This is a genomic window from Phyllobacterium sp. 22229, from assembly GCF_052056495.1.
Taxonomy (GTDB): Bacteria; Pseudomonadota; Alphaproteobacteria; order Rhizobiales; family Rhizobiaceae; genus Phyllobacterium; species Phyllobacterium myrsinacearum.
This window is the reverse complement of record NZ_JBQEPA010000006.1, coordinates 261,075-278,898: the sequence shown is the minus strand read 5'-3', so window position 1 is coordinate 278,898 and position 17,824 is coordinate 261,075. Positions and strand designations below refer to the sequence as shown.

Sequence of the window (17,824 nt, the reverse complement as noted above, 5' to 3'; positions counted from 1 at the left end):
GATGCCGCCGCCAATCACGAAAATGTCGTAGATCCCGTCCTGTGCCACCGCTCATCTCCCTGTCCGCAACCATCGCCCGTGCCAATACAGCACCACCGCGAAACAAATACGAAACCAAAAGGAAATATAACGCGCATCAATCCCACCGGCAAGCGGCGATTCAACGGGATGTTTCGATCAACCGCACATCCGCGTCCACGCAAATCGCACGGATGATCTCGCTGTCGCAGCGGTCGGTGATGAAGGTGTTGACCTGCGACAGGTGACCAATGCGCACCGGAGCCGTCCGCTCGAACTTGGTGGAATCGGAAACCAGTATCACGTGCCGTGCATTGGCCATGATGGCCTGCGCCACCTTGACCTCGCGGAAGTCGAAGTCGAGCAACGCGCCGTCATGGTCGATTGCCGACGTGCCGATGACGGCAAAATCCACCTTGAACTGGCGGATGAAGTCCACGGCGGCTTCACCGACAATGCCGCCATCCGAACCGCGCACCACGCCGCCGGCAATGACCACCTCAATGTCGGGATAAACCCGCAAATGGTTGGCGACATTGATATTATTGGTGATGACCATCAGGCCTTTACGGCCAAGCAACGCCTGACCGACCGCCTCGGTGGTGGTGCCGATATTGACAAAAAGCGAGGCATTGTCGGGAATGAGGCCGGCAGCAGCCTGACCGATCGCCTCCTTTTCACTCGCCGCGATCAAACGCCGGGCCTCATATTCCAAGTTCTGGATGCCCGAAGGATACAGCGCGCCGCCATGGATCCGGTTCAGCAGCCGCTGATCGCACAGATCGTTCAAATCCTTGCGGATGGTCTGTGGCGTCACACTGAAATGCGCGGCGAGATCATCCACGAGCACGCGGCCGTGGAGCTTGGCCATTTCGAGGATTTCAACGTGCCGCGGCGGAAGGAACATAGGATAGACTTTCGCTTTCGTTTTTCTGAATACTATACGAAAATGAAAATGAATGCATGTCAATTGGCAAATAAGCGAAGTTGGCAGGCAATTGTGATTTCCAATGGGCCAGATCACGCGGCAGCCATCGTCGCAGGTTGAAGATGCCCAGGGCTCGCGTCATATCCTCCCGCAAATATTCCGGCCGCGATGTCGGGAGTGTTCTTTCCCGTTCGTCCTTGCGATAATCTTCGGCACGCCGTGCCAGATCATAGGAGGACATGATGATGGAAAAAACCGGACCGACAACAATTTCGGCCAAGGCACACCGGGCGGGGTGGATTCTCAGCGGTCTTGTCATCCTGTTCCTGGTGTTTGACTTCAGCATCAAACTGGTGCCGCTCGATATCGTGCTCAAGTCGATGATCGAGCTGGGCTATCCGGACAGCGTCGGTATGGCGCGCGGGCTGGGGATTCTGCTCTTCGTCTGCACGGTGCTTTACGCCGTGCCACAGACGTCGATTCTGGGTGCTATTCTGCTGACCGGCTATCTCGGCGGCGCCATTGCAACCCAGCTTCGGATCGGCAATCCCCTGTTCAGCCATCTGCTGTTCGGCGTCTATCTCGGGCTTATGGCCTGGGGCGGGCTATACCTGCGTGATCCGCGCCTGCGTGCCTGCATACCGTTCCGGGCGGCGGATGGCCAGGTGTGAGCCAAGGCATCGATCCGGCCGCCGCCAAGGGCACGAAAACCGGCATTGAAATTTCCGCGCAATCTGCAAGGTTTGGCGCGGCAGGAAACCCGGGAGGACATGGACTTGGCCATCACATTCCGTATCGATCCTTTCCCGTCCAATGACGAGATGAATGCTCTGTGGGAATGGGCCTGGGATGATTTTGTCCGCAAGGACTTTTCCGTCATTCTGGCACGCAGCCTTGCCCATGTGGGGGCCTATGACGGGCAGCGGCTGATCGGGTTCGTCAACGTGGCATGGGATGGCGGTATACACGCCTTTCTCCTGGATACCTGCGTGCACCCCAAATTCCGGCGGCAGGGTATCGCCACGCGGCTGGTCAAAGAGGCGGAAAATCTGGCGCGCGATCGCGGCGCCTTCTGGCTGCATGTGGACTTCGAAGCCCGCCTCACCGGATTCTACCGGGCCTGCGGCTTCACGATGACGGGAGCCGGACTGATCAAGCTGCAGCCTTGATCTGGCGTATCGGGATTTTTCCGGATAGGGGATAGATGCCCTGGCTGCGCGCACTCACTGGTCAAACCGCGCAAGCCGGAATGGCGACAATCGCTCTTCCGGTCTCTCCGATACAATTTCCCGGCTCAACAGCAGACCAACGGCAGGCGCAAGCGTCACACCGGAATGCATCACGGCGAGGGAAAGGCCATCGAGATGTCCGACCGGCCCGACAATCGGGAAACCGTCGGCGGGGGTCGGCCGGTAGCCGATTGTAAAGAAATCCAGAGCCAGAGCAGCCACATCGTTGAGGCTTGCTTTCAGGCGGTCAAACAGCGCATCCGCCGTTGCCTGCTGATCGTCGCCCGGATCACTGCCGCCGAAATCGGCGCCCGCGATGATCCGGCCTTCCGCAGTCTGGCGCATATGCAGATCAGGGGTGATCACGATGCCGTTGAGCCGCTTTTCCAACGGTTTTGAATGAACGATCAGACCCGGCGGCGTCTCCATGGGCAGGGTCACCCCCGCTGTCTGTGCGAGGGTAGCGGCCCCCGCGCCTGCCGCGAGCACCACATGGTCGGCTTTCACCTCGCCGAACGATGTGGCGACGCCGGCAATGCGCCCGCCTTCCTGGACAAGCCGGGTAACGTTTGCACCAACCAGCAGCCGCGCGCCGCGCGTTTGCGCCCCGGCCAGCATGCGCTGCGCCGCGGCAACGGGCTCAACGGCGCCCTCTTCGGCAATGTGCACGGCGGCATCCGGCACCTGTGCCAGATAAGGCTCGCGCGCGGCTATGGCTTGCCGGTCGATGCGCCTCACTCCATAGCCCCACTGCCCATGCTGCGTGACGTAGGCTTCAAGCTCGTCCGGCGATAAATCCCAGCTGATGCCGCCGCACCAGTTCACCCCGATACCGGGCAGCTCATTGTGCAGGCGCTGCCAGCCCTCCATGGCATAACGGCGGAAACGGAAATAAAATTCGGGATTGCCCCAGCTGGCATTGATCCATGCGAAGGAGGCCGGTGTGGCGACCCCGCCGCCTTTTTCGGCAACCACCGTGACAGCCGCACCCTGCCGCGCCAGATGCCAGGCAATCGACGCGCCGATAATGCCGGCTCCGACCACGATCACATGTTTCTGTTTCGCCATGATTCATTCCTTTTGGAAAGGCCGGGACTCTCTGCACAGGGCAATGACAGCATCATTTCCGGACGAATGCCACCGCAAAGGCCGCAAATTTGTGATGGCGCACATCCGGTGATAGAAAGACCCGCATGATGAAGGGCCAGTTCAGGATAATGCGCTGTACAACCGCGGGGGTGGAAGCCGTCGCGGCGGCAACGCGGCACAGCTTTTCCCGGCACACGCATGAACAATATGGCATAGGCGTCATTCATCAGGGGGCGCAAAAGTCGCTCAGCGGCCGGGGAATGGTGGAGGCCGGCCCTGGCGACATGATCACCGTCAATCCCGGTGAAGTGCATGACGGCGCGCCCATCGGCGATGCCGGACGCTCATGGAAAATGCTCTATTTCGACCCGAACCTCATTGGTGCAATGACCGCTGATCTGCAGGAGCATGGCAAGGGACGGGACGAGTTTCCGCGGCCGGTCATTCAGGAGGTGCGGCTGGCAAACCAGTTCGAGCGGCTTTTCACCGCAATGACGGCCACCGGCATTGCCTCGGCCATCCGTCAGGAGGAATCGCTGCTGATGCTGCTTGCCGGCGTGTTTGGTGAACCGGGCGATCCCCAGCGGTTTCCGGCAATACCCCAAGCCATTCGCCGCGCCCGCGACCTGATCGACGATCAGCCGGCACGCGCGGTGACATTGGAGGACCTGTCACGGGAAAGCGGTTTGAGCCGCTTTCAGGTTGTTCGTGCCTTCGCCCGCGCCACTGGCATGACACCGCATGCCTATCTGGTGCAGCGGCGCATCGACCTCGCCCGCCGCATGATCGCCGGGGGATCGTCCCTGGCGGAAGCCGCCATCGCCAGCGGCTTTGCCGACCAGAGCCACATGACCCGCACCTTCATCCGCAAATATGGCCTGTCGCCCGGCGCCTATGCCGGCGCCATGAACTGAAGCCCTTCCTGCAATTTCGTTCAAGACGAATCCCGCCCGATCCGCTGTTGTGTGCCTTCCCAGGATGAAAAGGATTGCGCATGTCCAAGCAGCTTCAAGGTTATGTTTTTCTCGCACTCGCCATGGTTCTCGTCGGGAGCACCATCATTGCCAGCAAGGTGATTGCAGCGGGCTTGCCGCCCTTTACGGCCACAGCCCTGCGCTTTGCCGTCGCCTTCCCGATATTTCTGTTGCTGATGCGGCTGACACGAACCAGGTGGCCGCAGCTTGACCGCTCTGCCTGGATCCTTCTCGTCCTGCAGGCGGGTGCCGGCAGCGTCGGTTACACGACCCTGCTGATATCCGGCCTCAAACTGACCTCGGCGACGGATGCCGGTGTCATCATCGGGACGCTGCCGGTGGTTGCCGCAGCCATCGCCATTCTCATCCTCGGCGAACGGCCGCACCGCTTCACCCTTGTCGCCATCCTGCTGGCGACAGCGGGCGTCGTCAGCATCGCTTTTCGCCCCGGCGAAAGCGGCACACACTCCCTGCCGGGCAATGCGCTGATCTTTGCGGCTGTTGTCTGCGAAGGTCTGTTCATCCTCATCAACAAGCGCCTGAGGACGCCCATTCCGCCACTTGCCCTTTCGACGCTGATGACAGGCCTTGGATTGGCGGTGGCCACTGTGCCTGCCCTGTTCGAGATGCCATGGACGGGCAGCATGAGCATTGGATCGTTCTGGGCCGTCATTTACTACGCCATTGTTCCGACAGTTGGCGGCTTCCTGCTGTGGTACGCCGGTTCAGGCCGGGTGAGCGGGGCTGAAGCCTCGCTCTTTACCGCCCTGGCACCGGTTTCGGCGGTGATATTTGCCGTCATCTTCCTTGGAGAATCCGTCAGCCGGAACCAGATCATCGGCATAGCCTGCGTGCTTCTGGCCGTCGGCGGCCTCGGGCTGCAATCCCTGAAACCGGTCAAATCCGCCTGACCATTGCCGCCCGTTCGGACAGGACCGCCCTCATGCGGTTGCACCTTCTATGATTTCATAGCCGGTGTTGATGATGGTCTTTTCAGCCGGGCGTTCGCGGCTTTCCAGAAGCTTTTCGGCGGCGGTCTTGCCGATCAGGAAGCGCTTGGAAAGAATCGTCGATAACGGCAGCGGCAGAGCCTGTCCGATATCGAGGCCATTGAAGCCGAAAATGCCGAGCTGCTCCTTCGGCGTAATGCCCGCATGCATGCAATGGAAGATGCCGCCCATGGCCATGTCGTCATTGGGGAAGACGACCACATCAAGCCCCGGCGCTTTCCGGAGAATCGCCTCAAGCAGGTGGCGGCCAGCCAGGGTGGAGCTGCCCCCTTGCACGCGTTCTTCGGCAATCAGCAACAGGCCTGCCTCTTTCAAGGCTGCCCGCAGGCCATCATAACGGGCGCGGGCGCGATCATCGCTGGCAATAGTGTGGCCGGCATAGCCGAAACGGCGGTAGCCGCGCTGCACCAGATGTTTGCCGGTATCATAGCCGGCTTGCCAATGCGACATGCCGACCGCGATATCGACCGGGTCCCCGTCAATATCCATGAGTTCGGCGACGCGAAAACGCCCATGCTCCAAATGCCGCCGTGCGGTTGCAGTGTGGTGCAAGCCAGCCAGAATCACCGCCGCCGGCTGCCATGCAAGAAAAGACAGAAGAATGCGCTCTTCAATCACCGGATCATAGTCGGTGACGCCGATGACCGGCTGAAACGCCGTCTCGGTCAGGGCGGTATGGATACCGCGCAATACATCGGGAAAGACAATGTTGGACAGGGAGGGCAACAGCACGCTCATCAGCGTCGAACCCGAGGAGGCAAGGCTGCCTGCCGCCCGATTGGGAATGTAGCCAAGCTCGGCGATGGCGGCGAGGACCTTCGCCCGTGTCGCATCGGCAATCGGCCCCTTGTTGCGGACCACGCGAGAGGCGGTGATATCGCTCACACCGGCAAGCCGCGCCACGTCAGCCAAAGTCGGCGTGTCGGCATTCCGGTGCGCGTTGCGTTTGCGTGGCATGGCATGATCCCGATGGGATTGAGCAGAATAATGATAGCGCTACCATAAATCACTTGATGAATGCTAGTGAGTGTGCATAACTTTGTGTTAGCGCTGTCATAAAGCCCGCCAGGGCTGGCAGAATAAGACGTTCTGGGAGGATCGGTTCTTGAGTTCAGCGGCAGGTATTGCAGTGATTTGCCTTGGCCCGACGAGGCTTGGCATGGCCTTTTCGGCACTGTGTCATTGCGAACCCCGCATCTTTCCCCTCGCGCATCTCGTTTGAACAAAACGGGCGACCTGCCCGCATGACAAAGAGGTTGATTGCATATGCACGTACTGGTCATTGGCGCCGCCGGAATGGTGGGCCGCAAACTGCTGGACAGGATCGCGGCTGAAGAGGGTATCCTCGGCGGCGGCATCGACACGCTGACGCTGGTCGATGTCATCGAGCCGGCGGCGCCCCGCACCCTCGCCGCTATTTCCACCACGAAAGCGGCCGACCTTTCCGATCTCGGTGTTGCTGAAAAACTGATTGCCAGCCGCCCGGACCTGATCTTTCATCTCGCAGCCATTGTTTCCGGCGAAGCCGAAGCGGACTTCGAAAAGGGCTACAAGGTCAATCTGGACGGCACACGGTTCCTGTTTGAAGCGATCCGGCTGGAAAGCGCCAAAGCGCCTTATCGTCCGCGTGTGGTCTTCGCCTCGTCCATCGCCGTGTTCGGCACACCCTTTCCCGACAAGATCGGCGACGAATTCTTCACCACACCGCTCACCAGCTACGGCACCCAGAAGGCGATCTCCGAGTTGCTTTTGTCCGATTATAGCCGCCGCGGCTTTTTCGACGGCATTGGCATTCGCCTGCCGACCATCTGCATTCGCCCCGGCAAGCCGAACAAGGCCGCTTCGGGTTTCTTCTCCAATATCCTGCGCGAGCCGCTGGCGGGGCAGGAAGCTATTCTGCCCGTGGACGAGGCTGTCCGGCACTGGTTTGCCAGCCCGCGCTCGGCCGTCGGCTTTTTCGTACATGCAGCAACACTCGACCTGGAAAAGGTCGGGCCGCGCCGGAACCTGTCCATGCCCGGTCTTTCCGCTCTCGTCGGCGAAGAGATTGCGGCCCTGAAACGCGTGGCAGGCGAAAAGGCGGTCAAGCTGATCCGGCGTGAACCGGACCCGACCATCCAGAAAATCGTGGCGGGCTGGGCGACGGATTTCGACACGCGGCGCGCGGCCGCACTCGGGTTCAAGGCGGAGACCGTCTTTGACGACATCATCAAGGCGCATATCGAAGACGAACTGGGCGGAACGCTATGACCAATTATCAGGATTCAGGCAGAGGCAAGATCGCACTGGTGACCGGCGGCGGCACAGGCGTCGGCAAGGCAATTTCCACCGCATTGCTGGGTGTTGGCTGGACCGTCGTCATCACCGGCCGGCGCAAGGATGTGCTCGATGAAGCAGCGAGTGCGCTGGCGGCCGAAACCAAGGGAACGGTCAAGCCCATTGTCTCCGATGTCAGCGATCCCCAATCGGTCGCCGCACTGTTCGAAGCGGTCAAGGCGGCCTATGGACGGCTGGACCTGCTGATCAACAATGCCGGGATCAATGTGCCGAATGTCGCCATGGAAGAGGTGACGTTCGAGCAGTGGAACGCCATTGTCGGCGCCAATCTGACCGGCGCATTCCTGTGCACGCAGCAGGCGCTGAAACTGATGAAGGCGCAGACACCGCGTGGCGGCCGGATCATCAACAATGGCTCGATTTCCGCAACGACGCCGCGGCCGAATTCAGCGCCCTATACAGCAACGAAACACGCCATCACGGGCCTGACCAAGTCGACCGCGCTGGACGGACGGCCGTTCGACATTGCCTGCGGCCAGATCGATATCGGCAATGCCACCACCGAAATGACGTCGAAGATGGCGGGCGGCGTGCTGCAGGCCAACGGGGAGACGGCAAGCGAGCCAACCATACCGGCACATTATATCGGCGATGCGGTTGTCTACATGGCCGGACTGCCGCTTGAAGCCAATGTGTTGTCGCTGACGGTCATGGCGACGAAAATGCCGCTGGTCGGCCGGGGATAGTATTTTCGCGCGGTGTTTTGGGAGAAGCGCCGTTTGACATAATTCAGGGAGGAACAGGCATGGCATCCGTCGAATTCGCCAATGTCAGAAAATCATTCGGGACGCATCCGGTTATCAAAGGGGTTGATATCGAGATCGCCGATGGCGAGTTCGTCATTCTGGTCGGACCATCCGGCTGCGGCAAGTCCACGCTGCTGCGCATGCTGGCGGGGCTGGAGAATATTTCCGCCGGCGAGATCCGCATCGGCGGACAGGTGGTCAACGGTCTGGCACCAAAAGAGCGCGACATCGCCATGGTGTTCCAGAACTATGCGCTCTATCCGCACATGACCGTTGCCGACAACATGGCCTTCTCGCTGACGCTGAAAGGTGCCGCCAAGGCCGAGATCGACAAGCGCGTCAAACCGGCCGCGGAAATTCTGGGCCTCACCCACCTGCTCGACCGCTTTCCCCGGCAATTGTCCGGCGGCCAGCGCCAGCGCGTCGCCATGGGTCGCGCCATTGTCCGCGATCCGCAAGTGTTCCTGTTCGATGAGCCGCTTTCCAATCTCGATGCGAAACTGCGCGTCGCCATGCGCGCGGAAATCAAGGAGCTGCACCAGCGGCTGAAGACGACCACGGTCTATGTGACGCATGACCAGATCGAAGCCATGACCATGGCCGACAAGATCGTCGTCATGCATGACGGCATCGTCGAACAGATCGGCGCGCCGCTCGAACTCTATGACCAGCCGGCCAATCTGTTCGTCGCCAGCTTCATCGGTTCACCCGCCATGAACATGATCAAGGGCAGGCTTGATCCGAACGATGCGCTGAAATTCGTGACGGAAAAGGGCGTTGTCCTGCCGGTGGCCAAGGCGCCGGAAAGCGCCAGGGGACGCGCCCTGATCTATGGACTGAGGCCCGAGCACATGACGATTGCCGAGGGCGGCATTCCGGCAAACGTCGTGGTGATCGAACCCACCGGATCGGAAACCCAGATGATCATGCGCATCGGCGGTGACGATATTACCGGCGTGTTCCATCAGCGCATCAATGCCCGTCCGGGCGAGACGGTCGGCCTGTCGATCCACGCCGAGGCGACATATCTCTTCGATGCGGAGAGCGGCAAGCGCCTTGTCTGAAAACCACCAAGCGGCACCTGCCAGTCGGGGAGCGTGTGCCGGTCATATAAGCCCCCGGAAAGCATGGGCCGGAAGCGGGAGACGTTCCGGACATGCTTGTGAAACCCCAAGGAGGAGCATTCATGACCATCAACAGACGACATCTTCTCGGCGCTTCTGCCGGACTTGTGGCCGCTGCCGGGTTGAACCGGCTGGGCCTTACCCCGGCCTTTGCCCAGGCGGCCCCCGCCTACAAGCCGGAAGCGGGTGCAAAACTGCGCCTGCTGCGCTGGGTGCCGTTCGTGCCGGCGGAAGAAGCCGCATGGCTTGCCAATACCAAGAAGTTCAGCGACGCCACCGGCGTTGAAGTGCGCATCGACAAGGAAAGCTGGGAAGATGTGCGCCCGAAAGCTGCCGTTGCCGCCAATGTCGGTTCGGGCCCGGATATGGTGATGAGCTGGTTCGACGACCCGCATCAATATCCGGACAAGCTCGTCGATGTCACCGAGCTTGGCACCTATCTCGGCGGCGCCCATGGCGGCTGGTATCCGGGCCTCGAAGGCTATGCCAAGCGCGACGGCAAGTTCATCGCCCTGCCGCTCTGTGCCATCGGCAACGCCATCGTCTACCGCGACAGCCACATGAAGGCCGCCGGCTTCAGCGAATTCCCCAAGGACACGGCGGGTTTCCTCGAACTCTGCAAGGCCATGCACGCCAAGGGCACGCCCGCGGGCTTCCCGCACGGCAAGGCCGTCGGCGACGGCAACAATTACGCGCACTGGCTGCTGTGGAGCCATGGCGGCAAGATGGTCGATGAAAGCGGCAAGGTTGTCATCAACAGCCCGGAAACGCTGGCCTCGGTGAAATATGCGCAGGAACTCTACAAGACCTTCATCCCAGGCACGGAAAGCTGGCAGGACGTCAACAACAACCGCGCCTTCCTGGCCGGGCAGATATCGCTGACCGCCAATGGCGTGTCCGTCTATTATGCCGCGAAGAAAGACCCGGCGATGGCGGCCATTGCCGAAGACATGCGTTCGGTCAATCTGCCCATTGGTCCGGTCGGCCAGTCGGTCGAGCTGCACCAGGCATCCACCGTCTCCATCTTCAAGCACACGAAATATCCGGAAGCCGCCAAGGCCTATCTGCAGTTCATGTATCAGGCCGACAACATGAATGCGTGGATCGAAGGCGCCAGCGCCTATTGCTGCCAGCCGCTGAAGGAATATGCCGCCAATCCCGTGTGGACATCCAACCCTATCCACGCGGCCTATGCCAAGGCATCGGGCAGCCTGCGGCCGAACGGCTATGCCGGACCGCTCGGAACGGCATCGGCCGGCGTGATGGCCGACTATGTGCTGGTCGACATGTATGCCACCGCCGTGACAGGTCAGATGACGCCGGAAGACGCCATCGCCCAGGCGGAAAAACGCGCCAACCGTTACTACAACGTCTAGCCAAGGGGTGGAGACCGGCAGGATGACAAAGAGCGTGAATACAGGATGCTATGAAGGGAGTGATGTTCTTCACCCCCCTCTGTCCTGCCGGACATCTCCCCACAAAGGGGGGAGATCACATCGGCATCTGCACTTTTGCTTACATCGCCGTGGCTCAGAGCTGATTGAAACAGCTGTGAAAGCTGATCTCCCCCCTTGTGGGGGAGATGGGCGGCAGCCCAGAGGGGGGTATTCCTTATGACAGCAACAACAAAGCCACCTTCAGCCCTCGGCGCACTGACTCGGAACAACACGTTTCTGGGTTTCATGTTTCTGTTGCCGGCGGCGGTGTTTCTGCTGTGCTTCCTGACCTATCCGCTCGGCCTTGGGGTATGGCTCGGCTTTACCGATGCCAAGATCGGCCGCGACGGGACTTTCATCGGCCTGGAAAACTATCAGGCGCTGGCCAGCGATTCCGTTTTCTGGATGGCGGTCTACAATACGGTTCTCTACACATTCATCGCCTCGGTCCTGAAATTCGCCCTCGGCCTGTGGCTGGCGCTGATCCTCAATGAAAACCTGCCGTTCAAGTCGTTCTTCCGTGCCATTATCCTCTTGCCGTGGGTTGTTCCGACGGTGCTGTCGGCGCTGGCCTTCTGGTGGATTTACGATGCACAGTTCTCGATCATTTCCTGGTCGCTGATCAAGCTCGGCCTGATCGATACGCCCATCAATTTCCTCGGCGATCCCAACAATGCGCGCGCATCGGTCATCGCCGCCAATGTCTGGCGCGGCATTCCCTTCGTGGCCATTTCGCTGCTCGCCGGCCTGCCGACCATCCCGCAATCCTTGCATGAAGCCGCCTCGCTCGACGGTGCAACCGGCTGGCAGCGCTTCCGCTTCATCACCCTGCCCATGCTCACCCCCATCATTGCCGTGGTCATGACCTTTTCCGTGCTCTTCACCTTCACCGATTTCCAGCTGATCTACGTGCTGACCAAGGGCGGGCCGGTCAACGCCACCCATCTCATGGCCACGCTTTCATTCCAGCGGGGCATTCCGGGCGGGCAACTCGGTGAAGGCGCGGCCATTGCCGTCGCCATGATCCCGTTCCTCCTCGCCTCGATCCTGTTCTCATTCTTCGGCCTGCAGCGCCGGAAATGGCAGCAGGGCGGACAGGATTAAGGGGGAGAGACCATGAGCATTTCCGAACAGACCGCCACGCCGACACTCACCGACGACGCGCAGGGCATGAGCTATCTCAACCGGCTGCCGCGGCGCATCGTCGTGCTCTACCTGCCGCTGGCTGTTTTCATCATCGTGTTGCTGTTCCCGTTCTACTGGATGGCAATCACGGCGGTGAAGCCCAACTCGCAGTTGACGGACTACAACAATTACAGCCCGTTCTGGGTGGTCGGGCCGACACTCGACCATATCAAATATCTCCTGTTCGAGACCTCCTATCCGGGCTGGCTGTGGAACACGCTCGTTGTCTCGGTCTGCGCGACCGTTCTGTCGCTTGCAGCCTCGGTCTTTGCCGCCTACGCCATCGAGCGCATCCGCTTCAAGGGCTCGCGCTCGGTCGGGCTCCTGATCTTCCTTGCCTATCTCGTGCCGCCCTCGATCCTGTTCATTCCGCTGGCCGTGATCGTCTTCAAGTTCGGCATCTATGACAGCAAGCTGGCGCTGATCTTCACCTACCCGACCTTCCTCATTCCGTTCTGCACATGGCTGCTCATGGGCTACTTCCGTTCGATTCCGTTTGAGCTGGAAGAAAGTGCCCTCGTCGACGGCGCTTCGCGCTGGCAAATCCTCTTCAGGGTCATATTGCCGCTGGCGGTGCCCGGACTGATCTCTGCCGGCATTTTCGCCTTCACTTTGTCGTGGAATGAGTTCATCTATGCGCTGACCTTTATCCAGTCCTCGGAGAACAAGACTGTCCCGGTCGGTGTCCTGACGGAGCTGGTGCGAGGGGATGTTTTCGAGTGGGGTTCGCTGATGGCAGGGGCGCTGTTTGGCTCGCTGCCCGTCGTCATCCTCTACTCATTCTTTGTCGATTATTACGTGTCCTCGATGACCGGCGCGGTCAAAGAGTAATTGGGGTGTGCCCCCATCCAGGAGTTGCTTTCATGACCACCACCAAAACCCCGAAAAAGCTTCGCTCGCAGGAATGGTTCGACAATCCTGACAACCCGGGGATGACGGCGCTCTATCTCGAGCGTTATCTCAATTACGGCCTGACACGGGCGGAACTGCAGTCGGGCAAGCCGATCATCGGCATCGCCCAGACGGGCTCGGACCTTTCGCCCTGCAACCGCCATCACATCGAATTGGCCAAGCGGGTGCGCGACGGCATCATCGCGGCGGGCGGTATCCCGTTCGAGTTTCCGGTTCATCCCATTCAGGAAACCGGCAAGCGTCCCGGCGCAGCACTCGACCGCAACCTCGCCTATCTCGGGCTGGTGGAAGTCCTCTTCGGTTATCCGCTGGATGGCGTCGTGCTGACCATCGGCTGTGACAAGACCACGCCGGCCATGCTGATGGGCGCTGCCACGGTAAACATTCCCGCTATCGCCCTCTCCGTCGGACCGATGCTGAACGGCTGGCACCGCGGCGAGCGCACCGGTTCCGGCACCATCGTCTGGAAATCGCGTGAAAAGCTGACTTCAGGCGAAATCAACTACGACGAGTTCATGGACATCGTGGCGTCGTCGGCACCGTCCGTCGGCTATTGCAACACCATGGGCACCGCGACCACGATGAATTCGCTGGCCGAGGCACTCGGCATGGAACTGCCCGGCGGCGCGGCCATCCCGGCACCGTACCGTGAACGCGGCCAGATTGCCTATGACACCGGCAAGCGCATTGTCGACATGGTGCGCGAAGACCTGAAGCCCTCCGACATCATGACCCGCGCGGCCTTCGAGAATGCGATCGTCATCAACTCGGCCATCGGCGGGTCGACCAATGCGCCCATCCATCTGAATGCCATTGCCCGCCATCTCGATATCGCGCTCGACAATGATGACTGGCAGGCCATCGGTCATGATGTGCCGCTGCTGGTCAACCTGCAGCCTGCGGGGGAGTATCTGGGCGAAGATTACCACCGCGCGGGCGGCGTACCTGCCGTCGTGGCGGAACTGCTCAAGGCGAAGCGCCTGCCGCACCCCTCGGCGCTCACGGTTAACGGCAAGAGCATCGGCACCAATTGCGAGGGTGTCGAAAATCTCAACACCGACGTCATTCGCCCCTATGAGACACCGCTGAAGAAGAAGGCCGGCTTCATCAATCTCAAGGGCAACCTCTTCGACAGCGCCATCATGAAAACCAGCGTGATTTCCGACGAATTCCGCGAGCGCTATCTATCCGATCCGGAGGATCCGGAAGCATTCGAAGGCATTGCCGAAGTGTTCGAGGGCCCGGAAGACTACCATGCCCGGATCGACGATCCGAAGCTCGGCCTTGATGAAAACAGCATCCTGATCATGCGCGGAGCCGGACCAATCGGGTATCCCGGCGCGGCCGAAGTGGTCAACATGCAGCCCCCGGGCTATCTCTTGAAGAAAGGCATCCACGCGCTGCCATGCCTTGGGGACGGCCGCCAGTCCGGCACGTCAGGTTCGCCGTCCATCCTCAATGCCTCACCCGAGGCGGCCGTCAATGGCGGTCTGGCACTGGTGCGCTCCGGCGACCATCTGCGCATCGACCTGCGCAAAGGCACCGCCAACATCCTCATCGATGACGAGGAACTGCAGAAGCGCCGGGACGACCTTCTGGCAGCGGGCGGCTACAAATATCCGGCCAGCCAGACGCCATGGCAGGAAATCCAGCGCGGCATGGTCGATCAGCTGGCGCAGGGCATGGTCCTGAAACCGGCAGTCGATTTCCAGCGTATTGCCCAGACCAAGGGACTGCCGCGCGACAACCACTGAGGCCAACCGTTCGGGAGGGAACATGGCGAACACCATCAGGCGCTATGAGGGGCGGCATGCGGTCATTACCGGCGGTGCTTCCGGCATAGGCTACAGGACGGCGGAGCGGATCGTGTCGGAGGGCGGCACGGTCAGTCTCTGGGACGTGGATGCAGCACGGATCGAGGACGCAAAAGCCAGGCTCGGTGAGGGCGCGCTTGGGCTGGCGCTCGATGTTTCCGATCCGGCTCAGGTGGAAAAGGCGGCGCAGCACACCGCCGCCAGCGCCGGCAGGATCGATATCCTCATCTGTTCGGCCGGGATCACCGGGCCGAACGCCAAGGTGGCGGATTATCCGATCGATCAATGGAAGCGGGTATTCGATATCAACGTCAACGGCCTGTTCTACTGCAACCGCTTTGTCGTGCCGTTCATGCAGAAGAACGGCTATGGCCGCATCGTCAATGTTGCCTCCATTGCCGGCAAGGAGGGCAATCCCAATGCTTCAGCCTACAGCGCGTCGAAGGCGGCGGTGATCGGCCTGACCAAATCGCTCGGCAAGGAGCTGGTGCATGACGGCATCACCGTCAATGCCATTACCCCGGCCACCGTCGATACGCCGATCCTCCAGCAGCTCAAACCCGAATTCATCGACTACATGCTGTCGAAAATACCCATGCAGCGGTTTGGTACCGTCGATGAACTGGCATCCCTGATCAGCTGGATCGCCAGCGAGGAATGCTCGTTCACAACAGGTGCTGTTTTCGACATTTCCGGTGGCCGCGCCACCTATTGATCCCCTCCCAATCAGAAAGGTTACCCCATGAAACTCGTGCGTTACGGCCCCGCCGGTCAGGAAAAGCCGGGGCTTGTCGACAAGGATGGCAAGGTTCGCGATCTCTCCGCTCACGTCGGGGATATCGCCGGTGAAGCGATTTCGCCTGCGGGGCTGAAAAAGCTTGCCAGCATCGACCCGGCTTCACTGCCCGAGGTCACCGTCGACCGGTACGGCGCCTGTGTTGCGGGAACCGGCAAGTTCATCTGCATCGGCCTCAACTATTCCGACCATGCGGCGGAAACCGGCGCAACCGTGCCGCCGGAGCCGATCATCTTCATGAAGGCGACCTCGGCCATTGTGGGCCCGAACGACGATGTGGAAATTCCGCGCGGCTCGCTGAAGACAGACTGGGAAGTCGAGCTTGGCGTGGTTATCGGCAAGCACGCCAAATATGTCAGTGAGGACGAAGCACTCGATCATGTGGCGGGTTACTGCCTGATCAATGACGTGTCGGAACGGGCATTCCAGGCCGAGCGCCAGGGGCAGTGGACCAAGGGCAAGAGCTGCGACACATTCGGACCTACCGGCCCATGGCTGGTGACGAAAGATGAAGTGGCCGACCCGCAGAAGCTGAAAATGTGGCTGGAGGTCAATGGTCATCGCTATCAGAACGGCTCGACCGAAACGATGGTTTACGGCGTCAAATATCTCGTTTCGTACCTGTCGCAATTCATGAGCCTGCATCCCGGCGACATCATCTCGACCGGCACGCCGCCCGGCGTCGGCCTTGGCCAGAAACCGAATATCTTCCTGAAGGCCGGAGATGTCATGACACTGGGCATTGAGGGGTTGGGCGTGCAAAAGCAGACGGTCGTTCAGGGCTGACAAGCAGCCGGTTTTCCTTACTATGAGAATCACCGCACCCGATGACGGTGCGGTTCCATGGGCGTTGCGCAGCGTCCGAACGGTACTGGGAGGTCCATTCATGAGCATCGCAACGTCATCCGCCCATCCGCCGCAAAAGGCACCGGCGGGCGCCAGCAAGGTCCGCTACATCATTCTTGCCATGTGCTTTCTTGGCATAACGATGAACTATCTCGACCGGGCCAATCTGAGCGTGGCACTGCCCTATATCGATGCCGAGCTCAATCTCCAGCTGACCAATGCGGAAAAGGGTCTGATCCTCGGCGCCTTCTTCTGGGCCTATGACGGCATGATGCTCATTGCCGGCTGGTTCACCGACAAGGTCGGATCACGCCGGTCATTCACCATCGCCGCGGTCTGGTGGTCGGCCTTCACCGCGCTGACGCCGCTGGCCACCAGTTTCTGGGGATTTTTTGCCGTGCGCTTTGCCCTCGGCGCCGGGGAAGCCCCCGCCTATCCCAGCGCGACCAAGGCAGCCTCCCGCTGGTTCCCGAAGAGCGAGCGCGCCTTCGCCACGGCGGTAATCGATTCCGGTTCGCGTGTCGGTACCGTGCTGGCCTTGCCGATCGTTACGGGCATTATCGCCCTGACCACCTGGCACTATTCCTTTGCCATCCTCGGCGCGCTCGGCCTTGTCTGGGCCTTCTTCTGGTATGTCATGTACCGCGATCCGGCCGAACACACCGGCGCCAATGACCTTGAGCGCCAGTACATCACCGACAATGGCGGGCGCACCGATGCAACCGACGATGCGGAAGCCGTCAAGATTCGCTGGATCGACCTTTTCCGCTACCGCACCATCTGGGGCATGATGATCGGATTTTTCTGCCTGAATTTCGTCATCTATTTCTTCCTCACCTGGTTTCCGGACTACCTGAAGAATGCACGTGGCCTCAACCTGGCGGAACTTGGAACATTCGGCATGATTCCGGGCCTGACCGCGGTGGTCGCCGCATGGAGCGCAGGCGCCTGGGCGGACCGGGCGATCCGCGGCGGTGCCGATGTCACGGCCATTCGCAAGCTCATCATGGTCGGAGGTCTGCTGGGCGGCGCAGCCATTCTCCCGGCAGCACTGGTGTCATCGCTTTACATGGCACTCATCTTCCTGGCGATTTCCTACAGCAGCCTCGCCGTAGCCGCCACGGCCATCTGGTCGCTGCCCGCTGATGTAGCGCCCAGTTCCCATCACGTCGCATCGATCGGCGGTATCCAGAATTTTGCCTCGAACATTGCCGGCATTATCAGCCCGTTCCTGTTCGGCGCGCTGCTTGACCGCTTCCATGGCAACTATACGCCCTCATTCGCCATGGCAGCCTTCATGGCGCTGGTCGGCGCTTTCACCTATGCCTTTGTGGTCGGCCGCGCCGAACCGTTGCCCGTGCTCCCGCCAAGAACCTAAGA

18 protein-coding genes are annotated in these 17,824 nt (G+C 60.6%); 14 read left to right on the top strand and 4 right to left on the bottom strand.

Translation table 11 applies throughout. The features are described from left to right. Positions 1-160 precede the first annotated feature (160 nt). Positions 161-925, bottom strand: a complete 765-nt coding sequence (locus ACTJJ7_RS10025; RefSeq protein ID WP_105733964.1) for a DeoR/GlpR family DNA-binding transcription regulator — start codon at positions 923-925, stop codon at positions 161-163. After that, the gene (locus tag ACTJJ7_RS10020) at positions 900-1,187 is read right to left on the bottom strand and encodes a hypothetical protein (protein ID WP_440966841.1); all 288 of its coding nucleotides are present in this window, start codon (positions 1,185-1,187) and stop codon (positions 900-902) included. Before ACTJJ7_RS10020 ends, ACTJJ7_RS10025 begins: the two co-directional genes overlap by 26 nt. Between ACTJJ7_RS10020 and ACTJJ7_RS10015 the strand changes: the two genes are divergently transcribed. Then, positions 1,186-1,617 (top strand): DoxX family protein, encoded by a 432-nt coding sequence (locus ACTJJ7_RS10015; RefSeq protein WP_440966839.1) that lies wholly within the window; start codon positions 1,186-1,188, stop codon positions 1,615-1,617. The genes ACTJJ7_RS10020 and ACTJJ7_RS10015 overlap by 2 nt on opposite strands. Positions 1,618-1,716: 99 nt before the next feature. Further along, positions 1,717-2,115: a GNAT family N-acetyltransferase gene (locus ACTJJ7_RS10010; protein WP_105734588.1), complete on the top strand. Its 399-nt coding sequence runs from the start codon at positions 1,717-1,719 to the stop codon at positions 2,113-2,115. A gap of 54 nt (positions 2,116-2,169) precedes the next feature. Here ACTJJ7_RS10010 and ACTJJ7_RS10005 read toward each other — a convergent pair whose 3' ends face one another. Next, positions 2,170-3,243, bottom strand: coding sequence for an NAD(P)/FAD-dependent oxidoreductase (locus tag ACTJJ7_RS10005; protein WP_440966836.1), 1,074 nt, complete (start codon positions 3,241-3,243; stop codon positions 2,170-2,172). Positions 3,244-3,368: 125 nt separating this feature from the next. Here ACTJJ7_RS10005 and ACTJJ7_RS10000 point away from each other — a divergent pair, with 125 nt between their 5' ends. Continuing rightward, the gene (locus ACTJJ7_RS10000; RefSeq protein ID WP_440966835.1) at positions 3,369-4,178 is read left to right on the top strand and encodes an AraC family ligand binding domain-containing protein; all 810 of its coding nucleotides are present in this window, start codon (positions 3,369-3,371) and stop codon (positions 4,176-4,178) included. An 80-nt stretch (positions 4,179-4,258) separates the two neighbouring features. Continuing rightward, positions 4,259-5,149, top strand: coding sequence for a DMT family transporter (locus ACTJJ7_RS09995; RefSeq protein WP_440966833.1), 891 nt, complete (start codon positions 4,259-4,261; stop codon positions 5,147-5,149). 30 nt (positions 5,150-5,179) lie between these two features. Here ACTJJ7_RS09995 and ACTJJ7_RS09990 read toward each other — a convergent pair whose 3' ends face one another. Then, positions 5,180-6,205 carry a LacI family DNA-binding transcriptional regulator gene (locus ACTJJ7_RS09990; RefSeq protein ID WP_440966831.1) on the bottom strand — a complete coding sequence of 342 codons (1,026 nt, stop codon included), beginning with the start codon at positions 6,203-6,205 and terminating at the stop codon, positions 5,180-5,182. A gap of 309 nt (positions 6,206-6,514) precedes the next feature. Here ACTJJ7_RS09990 and denD point away from each other — a divergent pair, with 309 nt between their 5' ends. The 10 genes from denD to ACTJJ7_RS09940 all read left to right on the top strand — a co-directional run bounded on the left by denD (position 6,515) and on the right by ACTJJ7_RS09940 (position 17,822). Next, on the top strand, positions 6,515-7,498 hold the full coding sequence (denD, locus tag ACTJJ7_RS09985; RefSeq protein WP_440966829.1) for a D-erythronate dehydrogenase: 984 nt from the start codon (positions 6,515-6,517) through the stop codon (positions 7,496-7,498). Beyond that, positions 7,495-8,271: an SDR family oxidoreductase gene (locus ACTJJ7_RS09980; protein WP_440966827.1), complete on the top strand. Its 777-nt coding sequence runs from the start codon at positions 7,495-7,497 to the stop codon at positions 8,269-8,271. Before denD ends, ACTJJ7_RS09980 begins: the two co-directional genes overlap by 4 nt. Before the next feature lie 59 nt (positions 8,272-8,330). Then, on the top strand, positions 8,331-9,395 hold the full coding sequence (locus ACTJJ7_RS09975) for an ABC transporter ATP-binding protein (protein ID WP_130271541.1): 1,065 nt from the start codon (positions 8,331-8,333) through the stop codon (positions 9,393-9,395). Positions 9,396-9,517: 122 nt separating this feature from the next. After that, positions 9,518-10,831, top strand: a complete 1,314-nt coding sequence (locus tag ACTJJ7_RS09970) for an ABC transporter substrate-binding protein (protein WP_440966825.1) — start codon at positions 9,518-9,520, stop codon at positions 10,829-10,831. A gap of 237 nt (positions 10,832-11,068) precedes the next feature. Beyond that, a complete protein-coding gene (locus ACTJJ7_RS09965; RefSeq protein WP_440966823.1) occupies positions 11,069-11,995 on the top strand; it encodes a carbohydrate ABC transporter permease in 927 nt (308 codons plus the stop codon). A 12-nt stretch (positions 11,996-12,007) separates the two neighbouring features. Next, positions 12,008-12,907, top strand: coding sequence for a carbohydrate ABC transporter permease (locus tag ACTJJ7_RS09960; protein ID WP_440966821.1), 900 nt, complete (start codon positions 12,008-12,010; stop codon positions 12,905-12,907). 32 nt (positions 12,908-12,939) lie between these two features. Further along, positions 12,940-14,742, top strand: coding sequence for an IlvD/Edd family dehydratase (locus ACTJJ7_RS09955; RefSeq protein ID WP_440966819.1), 1,803 nt, complete (start codon positions 12,940-12,942; stop codon positions 14,740-14,742). 22 nt (positions 14,743-14,764) lie between these two features. Beyond that, the gene (locus tag ACTJJ7_RS09950; RefSeq protein ID WP_105733977.1) at positions 14,765-15,517 is read left to right on the top strand and encodes an SDR family NAD(P)-dependent oxidoreductase; all 753 of its coding nucleotides are present in this window, start codon (positions 14,765-14,767) and stop codon (positions 15,515-15,517) included. Between the two features lie 27 nt (positions 15,518-15,544). After that, on the top strand, positions 15,545-16,384 hold the full coding sequence (locus ACTJJ7_RS09945) for a fumarylacetoacetate hydrolase family protein (RefSeq protein ID WP_130271533.1): 840 nt from the start codon (positions 15,545-15,547) through the stop codon (positions 16,382-16,384). A 100-nt stretch (positions 16,385-16,484) separates the two neighbouring features. After that, entirely contained in the window at positions 16,485-17,822 is a 1,338-nt protein-coding gene (locus ACTJJ7_RS09940) for an MFS transporter (protein ID WP_105733979.1), read from the top strand. Positions 17,823-17,824 lie beyond the last annotated feature (2 nt).

Bases quoted from the DNA above. Each gene is read 5' to 3' on its own strand.
- ACTJJ7_RS09970 (WP_440966825.1), top strand. From the start codon at position 9,518: ATGACCATCAACAGACGACATCTTCTCGGCGCTTCTGCCGGACTTGTG.
- ACTJJ7_RS10020 (WP_440966841.1), bottom strand. From the start codon at position 1,187: ATGTCCTCCTATGATCTGGCACGGCGTGCCGAAGATTATCGCAAGGAC.
- ACTJJ7_RS09995 (WP_440966833.1), top strand. From the start codon at position 4,259: ATGTCCAAGCAGCTTCAAGGTTATGTTTTTCTCGCACTCGCCATGGTT.
- ACTJJ7_RS09990 (WP_440966831.1), bottom strand. From the start codon at position 6,205: ATGCCACGCAAACGCAACGCGCACCGGAATGCCGACACGCCGACTTTG.
- ACTJJ7_RS10005 (WP_440966836.1), bottom strand. From the start codon at position 3,243: ATGGCGAAACAGAAACATGTGATCGTGGTCGGAGCCGGCATTATCGGC.
- ACTJJ7_RS10025 (WP_105733964.1), bottom strand. From the start codon at position 925: ATGTTCCTTCCGCCGCGGCACGTTGAAATCCTCGAAATGGCCAAGCTC.
- ACTJJ7_RS09950 (WP_105733977.1), top strand. From the start codon at position 14,765: ATGGCGAACACCATCAGGCGCTATGAGGGGCGGCATGCGGTCATTACC.
- ACTJJ7_RS09975 (WP_130271541.1), top strand. From the start codon at position 8,331: ATGGCATCCGTCGAATTCGCCAATGTCAGAAAATCATTCGGGACGCAT.
- ACTJJ7_RS09955 (WP_440966819.1), top strand. From the start codon at position 12,940: ATGACCACCACCAAAACCCCGAAAAAGCTTCGCTCGCAGGAATGGTTC.
- ACTJJ7_RS10010 (WP_105734588.1), top strand. From the start codon at position 1,717: ATGGACTTGGCCATCACATTCCGTATCGATCCTTTCCCGTCCAATGAC.
- denD (WP_440966829.1), top strand. From the start codon at position 6,515: ATGCACGTACTGGTCATTGGCGCCGCCGGAATGGTGGGCCGCAAACTG.
- ACTJJ7_RS09945 (WP_130271533.1), top strand. From the start codon at position 15,545: ATGAAACTCGTGCGTTACGGCCCCGCCGGTCAGGAAAAGCCGGGGCTT.
- ACTJJ7_RS09960 (WP_440966821.1), top strand. From the start codon at position 12,008: ATGAGCATTTCCGAACAGACCGCCACGCCGACACTCACCGACGACGCG.
- ACTJJ7_RS10015 (WP_440966839.1), top strand. From the start codon at position 1,186: ATGATGATGGAAAAAACCGGACCGACAACAATTTCGGCCAAGGCACAC.
- ACTJJ7_RS09965 (WP_440966823.1), top strand. From the start codon at position 11,069: ATGACAGCAACAACAAAGCCACCTTCAGCCCTCGGCGCACTGACTCGG.
- ACTJJ7_RS09980 (WP_440966827.1), top strand. From the start codon at position 7,495: ATGACCAATTATCAGGATTCAGGCAGAGGCAAGATCGCACTGGTGACC.
- ACTJJ7_RS09940 (WP_105733979.1), top strand. From the start codon at position 16,485: ATGAGCATCGCAACGTCATCCGCCCATCCGCCGCAAAAGGCACCGGCG.
- ACTJJ7_RS10000 (WP_440966835.1), top strand. From the start codon at position 3,369: ATGATGAAGGGCCAGTTCAGGATAATGCGCTGTACAACCGCGGGGGTG.